This is a genomic window from Niallia laureatilytica (genome assembly GCF_046613985.1).
Taxonomy (GTDB): Bacteria; Bacillota; Bacilli; order Bacillales; family Cytobacillaceae; genus Niallia.
Genome location: NZ_JBKKHP010000001.1, coordinates 152204 through 166685 on the forward strand (window position 1 = coordinate 152204; position 14482 = coordinate 166685).

General features: G+C 39.8%; 14 protein-coding genes. 6 read left to right on the top strand and 8 right to left on the bottom strand.

Annotated features, from left to right (window positions below):
- Window positions 1–75: 75 nt before the first annotated feature.
- From ACLIJJ_RS00760 to ACLIJJ_RS00775, 4 genes are all read right to left on the bottom strand, one after another.
- On the bottom strand, window positions 76–795 hold the full coding sequence (locus ACLIJJ_RS00760; protein ID WP_233314747.1) for a LutC/YkgG family protein: 720 nt from the start codon (window positions 793–795) through the stop codon (window positions 76–78).
- The gene (locus ACLIJJ_RS00765) at window positions 782–2221 is read right to left on the bottom strand and encodes a LutB/LldF family L-lactate oxidation iron-sulfur protein (RefSeq protein ID WP_233313723.1); all 1440 of its coding nucleotides are present in this window, start codon (window positions 2219–2221) and stop codon (window positions 782–784) included. The genes ACLIJJ_RS00760 and ACLIJJ_RS00765 overlap by 14 nt, the downstream gene beginning before the upstream one ends.
- 1 nt (window position 2222) lies before the next feature.
- A complete protein-coding gene (locus tag ACLIJJ_RS00770) occupies window positions 2223–2945 on the bottom strand; it encodes a (Fe-S)-binding protein (protein ID WP_233314746.1) in 723 nt (240 codons plus the stop codon).
- A gap of 270 nt (window positions 2946–3215) precedes the next feature.
- A complete protein-coding gene (locus ACLIJJ_RS00775) occupies window positions 3216–4265 on the bottom strand; it encodes an LLM class flavin-dependent oxidoreductase (protein ID WP_285109662.1) in 1050 nt (349 codons plus the stop codon).
- Window positions 4266–4505: 240 nt separating this feature from the next.
- On the opposite strand from ACLIJJ_RS00775, the gene ACLIJJ_RS00780 reads away from it, so the two are divergent.
- The 3 genes from ACLIJJ_RS00780 to ACLIJJ_RS00790 all read left to right on the top strand — a co-directional run bounded on the left by ACLIJJ_RS00780 (window position 4506) and on the right by ACLIJJ_RS00790 (window position 8365).
- Window positions 4506–5306, top strand: coding sequence for a MurR/RpiR family transcriptional regulator (locus ACLIJJ_RS00780; RefSeq protein WP_233313721.1), 801 nt, complete (start codon window positions 4506–4508; stop codon window positions 5304–5306).
- A 136-nt stretch (window positions 5307–5442) separates the two neighbouring features.
- Window positions 5443–7008 carry a PTS transporter subunit EIIC gene (locus ACLIJJ_RS00785; RefSeq protein ID WP_233313720.1) on the top strand — a complete coding sequence of 522 codons (1566 nt, stop codon included), beginning with the start codon at window positions 5443–5445 and terminating at the stop codon, window positions 7006–7008.
- A 1-nt stretch (window position 7009) separates the two neighbouring features.
- Entirely contained in the window at window positions 7010–8365 is a 1356-nt protein-coding gene (locus ACLIJJ_RS00790) for a 6-phospho-alpha-glucosidase (RefSeq protein ID WP_233313719.1), read from the top strand.
- A gap of 56 nt (window positions 8366–8421) precedes the next feature.
- Here ACLIJJ_RS00790 and ACLIJJ_RS00795 read toward each other — a convergent pair whose 3' ends face one another.
- A complete protein-coding gene (locus ACLIJJ_RS00795; protein WP_233313718.1) occupies window positions 8422–8751 on the bottom strand; it encodes a DUF3889 domain-containing protein in 330 nt (109 codons plus the stop codon).
- Between the two features lie 173 nt (window positions 8752–8924).
- On the opposite strand from ACLIJJ_RS00795, the gene ACLIJJ_RS00800 reads away from it, so the two are divergent.
- Entirely contained in the window at window positions 8925–9497 is a 573-nt protein-coding gene (locus tag ACLIJJ_RS00800; protein WP_251648075.1) for a biotin transporter BioY, read from the top strand.
- Window positions 9498–9652: 155 nt separating this feature from the next.
- Here the strand turns inward: ACLIJJ_RS00800 and ACLIJJ_RS00805 are convergent, their stop codons facing one another.
- Window positions 9653–11296, bottom strand: a complete 1644-nt coding sequence (locus tag ACLIJJ_RS00805) for a copper resistance protein CopC (RefSeq protein ID WP_251648076.1) — start codon at window positions 11294–11296, stop codon at window positions 9653–9655.
- Window positions 11297–11545: 249 nt separating this feature from the next.
- Here ACLIJJ_RS00805 and ACLIJJ_RS00810 point away from each other — a divergent pair, with 249 nt between their 5' ends.
- Together ACLIJJ_RS00810 and ACLIJJ_RS00815 are read left to right on the top strand one after the other, a co-directional pair.
- Complete coding sequence (locus ACLIJJ_RS00810; protein ID WP_233313715.1) at window positions 11546–11713, top strand: hypothetical protein; 168 nt, start codon at window positions 11546–11548, stop codon at window positions 11711–11713.
- Window positions 11714–11940: 227 nt separating this feature from the next.
- Window positions 11941–12918, top strand: a complete 978-nt coding sequence (locus tag ACLIJJ_RS00815; RefSeq protein ID WP_233313714.1) for a cation diffusion facilitator family transporter — start codon at window positions 11941–11943, stop codon at window positions 12916–12918.
- 26 nt (window positions 12919–12944) lie between these two features.
- Here ACLIJJ_RS00815 and ACLIJJ_RS00820 read toward each other — a convergent pair whose 3' ends face one another.
- Window positions 12945–13358, bottom strand: a complete 414-nt coding sequence (locus tag ACLIJJ_RS00820) for a hypothetical protein (protein WP_233313713.1) — start codon at window positions 13356–13358, stop codon at window positions 12945–12947.
- An 85-nt stretch (window positions 13359–13443) separates the two neighbouring features.
- Window positions 13444–14448 carry an LLM class flavin-dependent oxidoreductase gene (locus tag ACLIJJ_RS00825; RefSeq protein WP_411410441.1) on the bottom strand — a complete coding sequence of 335 codons (1005 nt, stop codon included), beginning with the start codon at window positions 14446–14448 and terminating at the stop codon, window positions 13444–13446.
- Window positions 14449–14482: the final 34 nt, after the last annotated feature.

Genomic DNA, 14482 nt, shown 5'->3' on the forward strand with positions numbered 1-14482 from the left:
GTTTTATCTGTTTTTATTATAACTCACTTTTGTTTATTTTGTATATACTTTTGTTTTATTTTTATTTATTTTTGTTTATTTGTCTTTTACAAGTATATAGGTAGCTTTTATCGGTCCATGGACGCCAACAATAAGATTAAGCTCAATGTCAGCACTGTTGCTTGGTCCTGTGATAAAGTCAATGCAGCTTGCAATATCCTCGCCATCCGCTACAAGCTTGGCAATCGCTGTTGCTGCCTGTGTCATTCGCGGCACAACCGTGCTTTTTGGCACGATTGCGATAAAGGTTTTGGGCAGAAGGCTGACAGATCTGCCTTTATTACGGTTGGAAAATAACAGTACTGTGCCTGATTCAGCCAATGTCATGTCGCTGATTGTAATACCAACATCCGCTGTTTCAGCAGCGTTTATATTTTCTTGCTTTTTGGTGTTATCCCAAATATAAGTGCTAATTCCGTTTACTTTCCATTCATTCTGTTTGATTTCATTAAGGCCGTACTCATTAAAGCGGGGGTCATCATATGTAATTACTGAACGCAATTGATTAGTTTTTAAGATCTTTTCCATTGTTTCAGCAACCTCATCAGCAGATGCCTCTATATAGTCTGTATGGATGACTTCGCATTGCTTTTTCAGCACTTCAGCCAAGTCATCCTGATTGGCGTTTTGCAGGACATTCAGCTGGGGCTTATAGTTCCAGTCAGGTTTTTTAATAGCTTGCCCTCTCGGCCGGTTCAGCTTTTGGGCGATATGGTCCAAAAATGATTCCTTATTTGTGACATTACCCTCCATTATGCTGATCCTCCTGTTTTCTTTTTTGTTTATACCAATCTCGGAATCTTTGTTTGCTTGGTGCCGGCAAGTCGCGGGTATCTGTCCAAAGCTTAACTGGACCAGGCCCGCTTTTAATGCTGTTATCCTTAGTGAATGGTTTGAGAGCAACTGGAGCTGATTTTGTGCCAGCCTGGTAAATGCTCGGATGTTTAACAGCAAACTCATAGCCTTTCATCGCCAGCTTTTCTGCCAACGGGGCCTTCCCTTCATCCTCCACTATTTTGCGGCGATGCTTAATCAGCAATTCATGAAGGGGTATTTTCACTGGACAAGCATCTGTACAAGCAGCACAAAGGGACGAGGCGTAAGGCAGTTCTTTATATTCTTCATAGCCTCCAAGCAATGGTGTCAAAACAGCTCCAATTGGACCGGGATAAATGGAACCATACGAATGGCCGCCAATATGACGATAAACAGGGCAGACATTAATACATGCAGCACATCTAATACAATGGAGCGCACTTTGGAATTCTGTTCCAAGAATATTGGATCTGCCATTATCAACGATAACTAAGTGAAATTCCTCTGGTCCGTCTACATCGCCTTCTTCCTTCGGCCCAGTTAGACCTGTGATATAGCTTGTTAGTTTTTGGCCGACAGAGCTGCGGCACAGTAAGGAAACAAGGATATCAAGCTCCTCCCATGTCGGGACAATTCTTTCCATTCCCATGACAGTGATTTGTGTTTTTGGAAGTGCAGTCACTAGTCCTGCATTCCCTTCATTAGTGACGAGACAGACTGTGCCAGCATCAGCAACAGCGAAATTACAGCCTGTTATCCCTAAATCTGCTGTCAAAAATTCCTGGCGCAGCTGTTCTCTCGCAAACAATGCCAATTCTTCTGGTATTTCTGTTTTTTGGTAGCCTTTCTTTTCCTTAAACGTATCTCTGATTTGTTCTTTATTTTTATGCAGTGCTGGCACGACAATATGGGATGGCGGATCATGGTCATCCAGCTGGAGGATATATTCTCCCAAATCGGTTTCTATCACTTCACATCCGGCAGCCTCTAGTGTTTCGTTTAAATTGATTTCTTCTGTTACCATCGATTTAGACTTCACGATTTTTTTTGCTTGTTTTTTTTCAACAACGCTTTTAATATAATCGTTTGCTTCTTCCTTTGTTTTAGCAAAAAACACATGGCCGCCTCTTTTAGCTGTATTTTCACTGAGTTTTTCTAAATAGTAGTCCAGATTCTCCAGCGTATGTGTGCGGATTTCCTCTCCAAGCTTGCGCCATTCCTCCCAGTCTCCAAGCTCCTCCACTGCTGCAAGCCGCTTGCCTTGCATTCTCTCTTGTGCGGAAGTAACAGCAGAGCGCATAAAGCTGTCTTCCAAACCATCCTTTACTCTTCCGAAAAATGGCTGATCTCCTATTTTCATCGGCATATTATTTCACCTCACTATTTAGAACTTCTGCTATATGCATCACTTTTATTTGTTTACCTTGTCTGTTGATATAACCGCCAATATTCATTAAACAGCCGCAATCAGCACCAATCAGCACATCTGCATTGGCTGCTTCAACCGATTCAACTTTTTCCTGCACCATTTGTTCGGAAATTGGCCCCATCTTAACAGAGAACGTGCCGCCAAAGCCGCAGCAATTTTCACTGTTTGGAAGAGGATTAACTGTTAAGCCGTCAACCTGTGAAAGCAGCTTGCTTGGTGCATCCTTTACTCCGAGCAGCCTCGTCATATGGCATGATTTATGATAAGTAGCACACGCCGGCAGGCTTGCCTTGACATCCTCAACTTTTAAAACCTCTACAATGAATTGTGTCAGCTCATAGGATTTGGCTGCGAGTTTATCTGCTCTTTCCTTCCATTCTTTTTCGTCTTTTAATAAGTGCGGGTATTCATGAAGCATGGCCACACAGGAGCCAGATGGAGCGACAACATACTCTGAAGCTTCAAATACCTTAATCATATGCTTGGCGACTTCCTTTGTTTCTTTGTGATAACCGCTGTTAAAGGAAACTTGGCCGCAGCATGTCTGCTGCTCAGGAAAATCGACTTCACAACCAAGCTTCTCCAATAATTCCACCGTGCTTTTTCCGACATTGGAATAAAACATGTCTGCTAAACAAGTTATAAATATTGAGACTTTCATCATATCTCCAAACCCTTTCTTGTAAGCCTTTTCTTTTTATTATGTTTCTATTATACTACCAACATCTTGTTTTTTCATCTGTTTTTATTTGTTTTTTTGTATTTTTACAAAATAATATGTTTGTATTGTTGTTTTTAGTTTGTTTTATTTGGATTTCGAACACTATCTCTATATGCACTCGTTAATTATTATGATAGCTGCAGAAAAATCAGCCATAAAAAAACCTGCAAACAGTTTGTTTCCAAACTTGTTTGCAGGTTTGCATATTTCTTATAGTGTTTTTTCCCAATCCGCTACTTCTTTGCGGACAATTGGTGCAACTTCCTTGCCAAGCAGCTCAATTGCTTTCATAACGTCTTCATGTGGCATACTGCCGACAGGTACATGAAGCATAAATCTAGTTACACCGACATGTTTGCGAAGATGGATGATTTTATCTGCAACTGTGCGAGGATCGCCGACATATAGTGCGCCCTCAAAGCTTCTAGCCGCATCAAAGCTTGCCCTGCTGTATGGCCCCCAGCCTCTTTCCTTACCAAGGACATTCATTGCCTGAGCTGTAGACGGGAAGAATTTATCAGCTGCTGTTTCCGTTGTTTCCGCTACGAACCCATGCGAATGGGATGCAACTGGAAGCCGAGCTGGATCATGACCAGCCTGTGCTGCTGCTCGCTTATACAGCTGCACTAATGGTGCAAATTGCACTGGGCTCCCACCAATTATTGCTAAACATAACGGCAGACCCAAAATACCGGCCCTTACAGCGGATTCCGCATTACCGCCGCTTCCTATCCAAATCGGCAGCGGATCTTGAACAGGTCTTGGATATACGCCTCTATTATTAATAGCAGGTCGATACTTGCCGCTCCATGTTACCATTTCAGACGATTGAAGCTTTAACAGTAAATCAAGCTTCTCGTCAAAAAGCTCATCATAATCCTGCAAATCGTTGCCAAACAGCGGGAATGATTCAATGAACGAACCTCTTCCAGCCATTATTTCTGCTCTTCCGTTTGAAATTCCGTCAAGTGTGGCAAAATCCTGATATACTCTCACAGGATCTGCCGAAGACAACACAGTTACCGCACTTGTCAGCCTAATATTATTTGTTTGTGCTGCTGCAGCTGCAAGAATAACAGCTGGTGATGATGCCGCATAGTCTTTTCTGTGATGCTCTCCTACACCAAAAATATCTAATCCTACCTTGTCAGCAAGAACGATTTCTTCCACAACTTCTCTGATCCGCTCTGCATGCGAGATTGTTTTGCCAGTGTTCGTATCTGGTGTTGTTTCTACGAACGTACTTATTCCAATTTCCATGTAATTGCCCCCAAAAATTTCACTTGTTTTTCCTACAAATTCTTTTCTTTCTTATTAAATCAATATACATATGCTTATTCAACTATTTTGACCTATTCATGTGGAGATAAACGTATACAAAATATCTGCTGTATTGGTGAACAATAAACAGAAGCGCATTTTGCAGATTTAGACTATTTTATTTAGTACAGCTATTGATAAGATACATATATAAAACTTTATATGAGGAATGATTTATTCGTGAAAAATATTGATCATCTTTACTTTGATTATGCTAATGAAAGACATTTAACAGAAGCCGAGAATGAAATCCTTCTGTTTTTAATCCGAAAAAAATTAGAGAACGAAACACTGAGCATCCGCGCTGCAGCACTTGAATTATTTGTGTCGACTACAACGATTATCAGGCTTTGTAAAAAACTGGGGTTTAGCGGCTATAGCGAATTTATTTATCATTTGAATTTAAAGGCAGCAAAGCTTGTAGACATTGATGCTGAATACATAGAAGACATTCATCAGCCTTTAACAGAAGCAGTAAATACATTTAAACAGCATTTTGAACAAACGTTTGATTCATTAAATGAAAAGAGCATTGAGCGATTTTTATCTGTCATCAACGAAAATAACATGATTTATTTCTATGGAGCAGGCTTTTCAACATTATTCGCCAATTACTTAGCAAAAAAACTGGAGCTGTTCGGTTATTATGTATCGAATTCATCGACTAGTGACAGCAGGGCGATATTTCTCAACAATATTGAAAAATACAGGCTGCTTATTATCTTTTCCCGCTCTGGAAACACGGCGAAAGTCGTCGAGAAGGTGGAGATTGCTAAAGAAAGAGGATTAACAACGATTCTATTTACTGGGAACAGCAAAAGTGCTACTGCTAATATTGCCGATATCGTTTTTACTGTTCTTGATCCGACGATAGAATCACAGCAGGAATTTGAAGTTACTTCCTATGAGTCGAATATGTTCATGCTCATTGACCTGCTTTTAGCACTTGCTGTTAAAAAAGGCATTATCACTGAATATTAAAATACTTAAGAATGTAACATGTTACATGATTGAAAGACAAAGTACAGATGGCTTGAATACCCTTTCAAAGGATACGGCATGCCGCTATACTTTAATTATAAGTTGATAACGCTTTCGCACATAAGGAGGATCATATATGAAAAGAATGGTGAATGGTCTCCAAGCCTTTGGAAAATCATTATTTGCACCAATATTGTTACTGCCGATTATCGGACTTTTTATCGCTTTTGGCAATGTGTTTGGAAATGGAAATCTTGCACAATACATTCCATTTTTAGAGATACCTATTATTCAAAATACAGGCAAGTTTATTTCTGCTTCTGCTGTTTCTATCCTGCAGAACTTGGCATTAATATTTGCTGTCGGTATTCCGATCGGGCTGGCAAAAAAAGATAAAGGCTATGCTGCCTTAACAGGACTAGTTACTTTCGTCATCTTTATTAATGCCATGCATCAAGTCTTAAATCTCACGGGACGGCTTGTGCCGCTAGAATCCATGCAATCAGCTGGACAAGCAATGGTGCTGAATGTGCAAGTGCTTGAAATGGGTGTTTTCTCCGGCATTATGCTTGGGGCCCTTGTCGGAATATTGCATAACAAATATTGTGACATCGAATTTAAAGGTGTATTTGCTATCTACTCCGGCCACCGCTTTGTTGCAATTCTCGCCATTCCTAGTGCGATGATACTAGGTGCGCTGGCTGCAGAGTTTTGGCCATTCGCACAAAGTGCAATCACAACACTTGCTAGCGGCATCAAAAATCTTGGTGTTTTCGGTCTCCTTGTATATGGTTTTCTGGAAAGAATTCTTATCCCGACAGGACTGCATCACCTTGTTTATACACCGTTTCTTTATACAGAGCTTGGCGGTATTGCCCATATCGGCTCAGAGATCATCTATGGTGCGCGAAACATTTATTTTGCCGAAATGGCTGATCCCACTATTGAAGTATTAAGCAGTACAGTTAACTGGGATGCTCGTGGTCTTAGTAAAATGTTTGGCCTAATGGGTGCAGCCCTTGCGATGTATATGACTGCAGATAAAAAGAAAAAGAAAATGGCAAAAGCGATTCTCTTCCCTGCAGCATTCACATCCTTCTTATTAGGTGTGACAGAGCCGCTTGAATTCGCATTCCTGTTCACAGCACCTATCCTGTTCGTTGTTCATGCAGTATTAACAGGTACAGGCATGATGCTGCTTAGCTTATTCGGTGTCCATGCAATTGGTGCAAACGGATTCATTGACTTCCTGCTGTACAATCTTCCGTTAGGAACTACGAAGTCAAACTGGCCAATGTTCATCTTAACAGGCTTACTGATGGCTGCTTTATATTTCATCATCTTCCGCTTCCTAATCCTGAAATTAAATTTAAAAACACCTGGACGTGAAGAAGAAGAATCTGCTTCAGAAAACATAAAACAAGCAGAAACATTGCAAACACCTGGACAAAACAGCTCCCCTACTGCACTAGGTGCTACTATTATTGGAGCGCTTGGAGGCAGTGAAAATATAGAAAATGTAGATAATTGCTATACGAGGCTGCGCTTGATTTTAAAAGACCCAGATGCAGTCAATGAACAAGTTCTAAAGGAAACAGGCTCAAAAGGAATTATTAAATCTGGCAACAATGTGCAAGTTGTATATGGATTGAATGTGAAGAGTGTACGTGACCAAGTAGACCAACAATTAGGAGGATTATAACATGAAAAAATATATCTTAGCAGTTGCAGGCGGAGGAAGCACTTATACACCAGGCATTATTAGAAGTTTAATGGACAGACTGGAAGATTTGCCTCTATCAGAAATACGCTTCTATGACATTGATGGCCAAAGACAAGCAAAAGTGGTGGTTGCTGCAAAGGCTGTTATTGCAGAGTATACGGACTCTATCGTTGTTACAGAAACGACAGATCCGAAAACAGCATTCGAAAATGCAGACTTTGTTTTTGCTCAAATGAGGGTCGGAAAATATGCGATGCGTGAGCTCGATGAAAAAATCCCACTTTCTCACAATGTAGTCGGTCAAGAAACATGCGGACCTGGAGGTTTAGCATACGGTTTAAGAACCATTTCTCCAATGATTGAGCTTATTGATTATGTAGAGCAGTACGCGAAAGAAACAGCATGGATTGTTAACTATTCGAATCCTGCTTCCATTGTGGCAGAAGGTGTTCGCAAGCTTCGCCCGAAAGCAAGAGTCCTAAATATTTGTGACATGCCAGTTGCTACAATGCGCAATATAGCAGCAATCCTTGGTGTGGAACGGGAAGAGCTTGTTGTCGACTACTTCGGCTTAAACCATTTCGGCTGGTTCACTTCTATTAAAGTGGACGGTGTGGAGCGACTGAATGAAGTGAGAGAGCATGTTTATAAACATGGATTATTAACGGAGGATGTTTCTAAAATTGACTACCGTCATGCAGATTCATCTTGGATTAAAACATTTAAGAATATTAAATTGATAATGGATCATTTCCCTGAATATTTGCCAAACCCATACTTGCAATACTATTTGTTCCCGGATCATATTGTAGAAACATCCAACAAAGACTACACAAGGGCTAATGAAGTAATGGACGGCAGAGAAAAAACATTATTTGAAACAGTTGATAAATTTCAGGAAACTGGCATTTTAGAGGATTCCTTTGCAGTTGGTGTACATGGGACATTCATTGTGGATGTGACCGTATCAATCGCTCAAGATCTTGGTAAACGCTATTTAGTTATGACAGAAAATAATGGCACCATTCCAAACCTGCCACAAGATGCAATGATAGAAGTACCTGCATTCATTACAGCAGACGGACCTAAGCCGGAATTTGTCGGGGACATACCATACTTCTATAAAGCGATGATTGAACAGCAGCTCGCTTCTGAGAAGATTCTTGTAGAAGCAATAATCGAAGGGTCATACGAAAAAGCCCTTCAAGCGTTTACGCTAAATAAAACACTTCCGTCTGCCCAAACAGCTAAAGCAGTACTGGACGATTTAATTGAGGCAAATAAAGACTTTTGGCCAACATTAAAAAAAGAATATAAAGAAGGCTTACTAGTGTAAAATCTTCTTTCCATAAACTCCACTAGAGACCTAGTGGAGTTTATTAGTTTATTCACTTATGGAGCCTCTTCTTTCAAGTCCACATTGATCAATCTTTCTGTTCTTGTGTCAAACGTCAAATTAACCATGACTCCTACTTTCTTATCTTGCTGCTTTACAATTAACTTGAACTTTTCAATTGAAGTGCTTTTTTGCGTATCTTTTCCGATATGTTTATAGTCAATAATCTCACTGTTCGGATACTTTTCCTTTGTCTTTGTCATCGCTATCTGGCCCCATTTCACATAAGATGGGAGCTCTTTTTCTGCTGGGGCTGCCTGCGTATGAAATGAAAATAAACAACTGAGTAATGTTATACCAATAATGCTTTTGATCATTTTTTGCATGGGTATTCTCCTTTCTGCTTTTGTTTATTAGTAGTATGAAACAATCCAGCAAGCTTTATGTATGTTCATCTAATTAAATAGGTTAACTAAAAAATAAAATAGGTTGACATATATACAATCTCCCTTTATAGTAAATTTTAGTCAATATACATAATTTATAAAGGATGATTCTTATGAAAAAATGGAGAGCGATTGATATTACAATGGTAGCTTTGTTTGTGGCATTGATGGCAATTGGTGCAAATGTAACGAGCTTCCTAGTAATCGGAGGCGTACCTATCACCTTGCAAACATTCTTTGCGATTATGGCCGGTTTATTATTAGGCAAAAGACTCGGAGCTGTCGCCATGCTATGCTATATGCTGATTGGTCTTGCCGGATTTCCGATATTTTCCGGGCTTTCAGGCGGCTTAAGAATCCTTATTAGTCCAACATTCGGCTTCATTCTCAGCTATATCTTACTTGCCTTTACAGTTGGCTGGATTCGCGAAAAAAACAGCTCATTAGCTGGATTCATTATTAGCAGCTTTGTCGGGTTAATCCTTAACTATCTTTTCGGCACGAACTGGATGTATTTTTCCTATAAATGGTGGGCGCAAGCGCCTGACAGCTTCTCCTATGCTGTTGCATGGAGCTGGATGCTCATACCGCTAATAAAAGATATTATCTTTACCGCAGTGGCAGGAATCATTGCTTACCGGTTAAACAACGCTTATTTCAAAAGAAGCAGCTTAAAAATCCATTAAATAGAAAAGCCGTGCCTTTCAGTTTACTAAAGGCACGGCTTTTCTTCTTTACAAACATATGTTTCTCTTTCGACAGAAACTCTGCAAAAGCGACTTAACATGAGAATTCTGTCATTTCTTGCGCTTTCCCAAGAAATAATTATTTCTCTAACAAGCTATCTAACATTAAATTCAAACGGAATGTCATAGCTGTCCAAGTTTTTAAACAACAGATGAACGGTCACTTCCCATTTCCCAGGTTTATTGAGCTGAAGATTATTAGATGTGTATTTCCCGTCTTCTGCCTTTTCAAGAGCGAAGGAAGTTTCCTGGTCTCCCTGCTTTAATTCGATTGTAATCTGTTCAGGATCCTCTAACGGATCTCTGTCATTATCAAATAGAGTTACTTCATACTGATTTTGTATTCCTGTTTTCTTTGGGGAGACAGTCAGACTCAAGTTCTCATTATAATCAATTTCTGCTTCTCCATAAAAAGGTTGATCAATCGGCAGTGTCGGTGTTTGCAATTGTGTAAAGACGCTTGTGATAACAAGCAGGAGCACACCAAGGACCATTTCTATTATGATTGTCTTTTTATAAAATTTCTGGCGGGAAAGCAAGGTTCTGCTGACAAGATGATAAGCCCCGAATCCGATCATTAATACAAAAATGCCAATTTTCACTAGCAAGGTGATCCCGTATGTCGTGCTTACTAGTGAATGAAAATCTGGGATGAGCAAGGAGCCGTTAACAGCCCCTGAAATAGCAAGAACTGCTACTGTGAACAAGGCCCACAGAGAATAGGACTGAAGTGTATTCCAGTACACATCATGCTGCTGCCCTTCTTTTGCAAAAATCCCTTCCTTCAAGAGAAAGATGGTGACGATAATCCCACCAAGCCAAATCGAAGCTGCTGTAAGATGGAAAAAGTCCATCAGAATCGCGACAGTTTCATATGGAGAACTCGATGGGTGTCCAATAAAAGCTTTGCAGACAACAATTCCTATAAAACTGATTAACGGCAAAATCCATAGCCTTCTTTTTAATAACTCGCCTTTTTTAAACACATAGATTACAGCAAGCAGCAGCACTATGTACAGAAGCATTTGAATAGCCCAAATAGTTCCTTCTTTTGTGCTTTTCAGTGTCTCAATCAGCAAGGACGGACTCCATGCCCGGAAGAAGGATACACCTGCATTTACTTGTGTCTGAATGATAATAAAGGACAGTAAGCTAATTCCAATCAGAGTCAAACCAGCTGCAGCAACTCGTTTTGATCTGATTCTGACCTTTTGTTCAAGTGCATCAGGTCTGAACCAAACAAGATAAAATAGAACAAGTCCCATAAAGACAGACAATCCAGTGTATAAAAATACTTTATTAATCGAAACACTCACCATACTGCTTGTATCTGCTGTATATTGCTGTTTTGGAAGCTCAACACCTTCAGGCAGCTCACCGATACTGAATGGAACGAGCCCGGAGATGGAATGTCCATCTGCCGATACGACACGCCATTCCATTGTATAGACATCATCTTTTAAATTTTCCTGTAAATCTACAGACAAGGTTTTATTGTTTACTTCCACATTTCCTTTATCGACTTTTTCACCAGCTGAATTCGTAACATTAAACACAGCAAAACCCGACTGTATTTTTTCATTGTATTCAATAGAAGCTTTCTTCGGTGCCTCGTCCAAGCTTTCATTTTCACTTGGATTTGAATTGACGATATAGGCATGTGCAGAAGCATTTGACACATTTATCATAAACAGAAGCATAAATGCTAGAAATACTCCAGAAAAATATTTAATTCTCATATTAGTCCCTACACTCCCTTTTAAATTGAAACGGCCTAACTTGTGCAGTTTTGCACTTAACCCCTATTATTATATAGTTTGCTAAACGTTGCGACAAACAAAAAGCAGCTAAATTTTTAAACAGCCTGTGTCAAACGGTAGTCTAAAATGACATATCATGCGGTTTCCAAGGAAATAAAATAAACTTGCCTTGTTTAAATAAAATAAAAGGGGCAATAATGTAGATAATCTACTGAAGGAGGCAAGTTAATGGAAGTGACAATGAGTCTTGATGAAGTAATCACTGCAATTCAAGGTTTGCGTTCTAACGGAGAGCAATTGAACAAAAAGAAAATAAAAACAAGCCATCCAGATTTAATGAGGCATGCCCTTCATTATTTTCCTGATTGGAATGCTGCAGTAGAAAAAGCGATCTAATGTGCTGTTCCATCCTTTTTGTTTCATGTTCTTGTAGAGAAGCATAATATAACTTCCAAGAATTAACTTACATAATATTACAGTCTGTCGTCTTATTAGGCAGACTTCTTTTTAGTTTACATCCCATAACTAATGGATTGCATTGTATGTAGATTATTGGGAATCATGTATTTATAAAACAACTGCAGCTGTATACTGTTTTGGAACAATCAAGGAGAGGGTTAAAAATGAAAGATTTTATTGGGTTGCTAAGGAACGGAAATAAATCGGCACTTTACGCAACAGTCATTAATACAGTGATTGCTGCTATTAAGGGGACAGCTTTCGGGCTGACAGGAAACGTTGCTATGTTTGCAGAAACCATGCATTCACTCGGAGATGCAGCAAACCAATTTTTTGTGTTTATCGGTTCCGCCTTAAGCAAAAAAGCACCGACCAAACGCTTTCCAGGAGGTTTCGGCAGATTGGTCAACCTCGTGTTGTTATTTGCCGTCCTGATTGTAGGCATCATGAGCTATGAAACCATTCGTGAAGGAATTGATCATCTTTTCCATCCAACAGAATCAACGGGTTTTTATCTCAACATTTCCGTACTTGCTCTAGCTGTTGTACTTGAGTTCTTTGTGTTAATGAAAGCTATGAAAGAAATAGTCGCCGAAGAAGGACTCTCTTCTAGAGGTTTAAGGCTATTTAAAGACAGCTTTCTATATTTAAAAAAAGCAAAACCAGCAACAAAACTCGTGTTTTTAGAAGATTTAGTAGCAACAGGCGGCGGTCTACTTGCGATGGCTGCTGTTATTATCGCACAAATCACTCCATTCTATCAGGCAGAAGGGCTTGCCTCTATCATTATCGGGATTTTCATGTTTTTTGTAGTTGGCCGAGTATTTCTTGATAACGCAGCTGGGGCAATTGGCGAAAGTGATGCTGAAATGGAAGGCAGAATCGGCATTATTGCAATGGCTGATCCAGATGTGCGTGACATTCAAGGTGTTTCTGTTTATAAAGAAGGCGAGAATTTCCATGTGGAGCTAAGCATTGAGCTCGATAGCAAATTAACCGTTGAACAAGCTGATTTAATCCGACACCGGATTGAAGATCAGATTATTAAAGAAAAAGGGGTATCAGACGTCATTATTGAGTACGATAAAGATGATGGCATTCTAAAATGGAAAGAACCTGACAATGAACAAAAAACTACATAAAAAAGAGGAAGGAACTCCTTCCTCTTTTACTTATCCTCTTTTACGGCCTCTTCAAATGGAGCGTAAAAAATCCCTTTCGGAGCTAATATATCCGTTTCTGTTTCCTCTTCTTGACCATTCACAGTATAAGTTCCTGCTGGAAAATAGTCATAAAAGCCAGATTCAATATGAAGCTGCACATAATATTCATCAAGCTCTTTCATTAATGCAATAAACTGGTCATTATCGAGCACCTCACCGAACTCATCAAGCTCGAAGTTCTCTTTAATCGCATCGAGGAGTTCTTCGTGGGAGTCCACTGTCACAAATAGATCAACGTCACAGCATTCCATACACAGCAAGACCTCTTCCCCTTCAATTTCTTTAAAAGAGTCACTAACTATATCTTTTAATATTTGATTAATTTTATCAGCATTTTTTAGAACCATTGTCGTTTTCAAAAAAAAACCTCCATGTATAGCACATGTAAGAAAGATAAATCATATCCGGGTATATAGTCAAGCAATAACCTAAAGACAGCAAATGCTACATGACAATTTCCTTCAATAGTCGGAAGGATTCTAGTCTTTCTTGATGATCAAACACGGCCGTATTGACGATAATTTCGTTTGCTTGTGTTTCATTTAGAAATGCCTTAAGCTTTTGGGCAACCGTTTCTTGAGTCCCTATAATAGAGGATTTTAATTGCTGCTGAACGACATTTCTTTCATAAGGACTCCAAACTTCATCCATGTTATCAACTGGCGGCTTCAGCTGTGTCGGTCTGCCTCTAATTAAGCTTAAAAATTGCTGCTGAGAGGAGGTAGATAAATATTTTGCTCTCTCTTCCGTTTCTGAAATGATCACATTCGCTCCAACCATGACATAAGGTTTTTCTAAGTCTTTCGATGGTCTGAAATGTTGGTGGTATATTTGTAGTGCAGGAATGGTATAATCTGGTGAAAAATGGCTTGCAAAAGCAAAAGGCAAACCTAGTTCCCCTGCCAATTTTGCACTGAATCCGCTTGAGCCGAGGAGCCAAATCGGAATATTCAATCCCTCACCAGGAATCGCCCGTACAGGCAGGCCTGTCTGTTCGTAAGGCTTTAAATAGTTCCTTAAATCCTCTAACATTTCCGGAAAATCACTGCCATCACCTTTCCCGCCTCGACGTAATGCATTTGCTGTTAGCTGGTCACTCCCTGGTGCACGTCCAAGCCCTAAATCAATTCTGTTTGGATATAATGATTCTAATGTCCCAAACTGCTCGGCAATTACTAGTGGTGCATGGTTTGGCAGCATGATGCCTCCGCTTCCAACGCGAATTTTGCTGGTGCCTCCAGCAAGATATCCGATCAAGACAGATGTGGCACTGCTGGCAATACCTGGCATACTGTGATGCTCGGCAACCCAATATCTGTTATATCCCCAATTTTCTGCATGCTGAGCCAAGTCTAAAGAGTTTCGAAAGGCATCGGCTGCTGTATTGCCTTCTGTTATCGGCGATAAATCAAGGACAGAAAATTTAGCATCTTTTAATGTTTTCATCATCGTTTCTGACCTCCTTTTACGTTCTATTTCACTA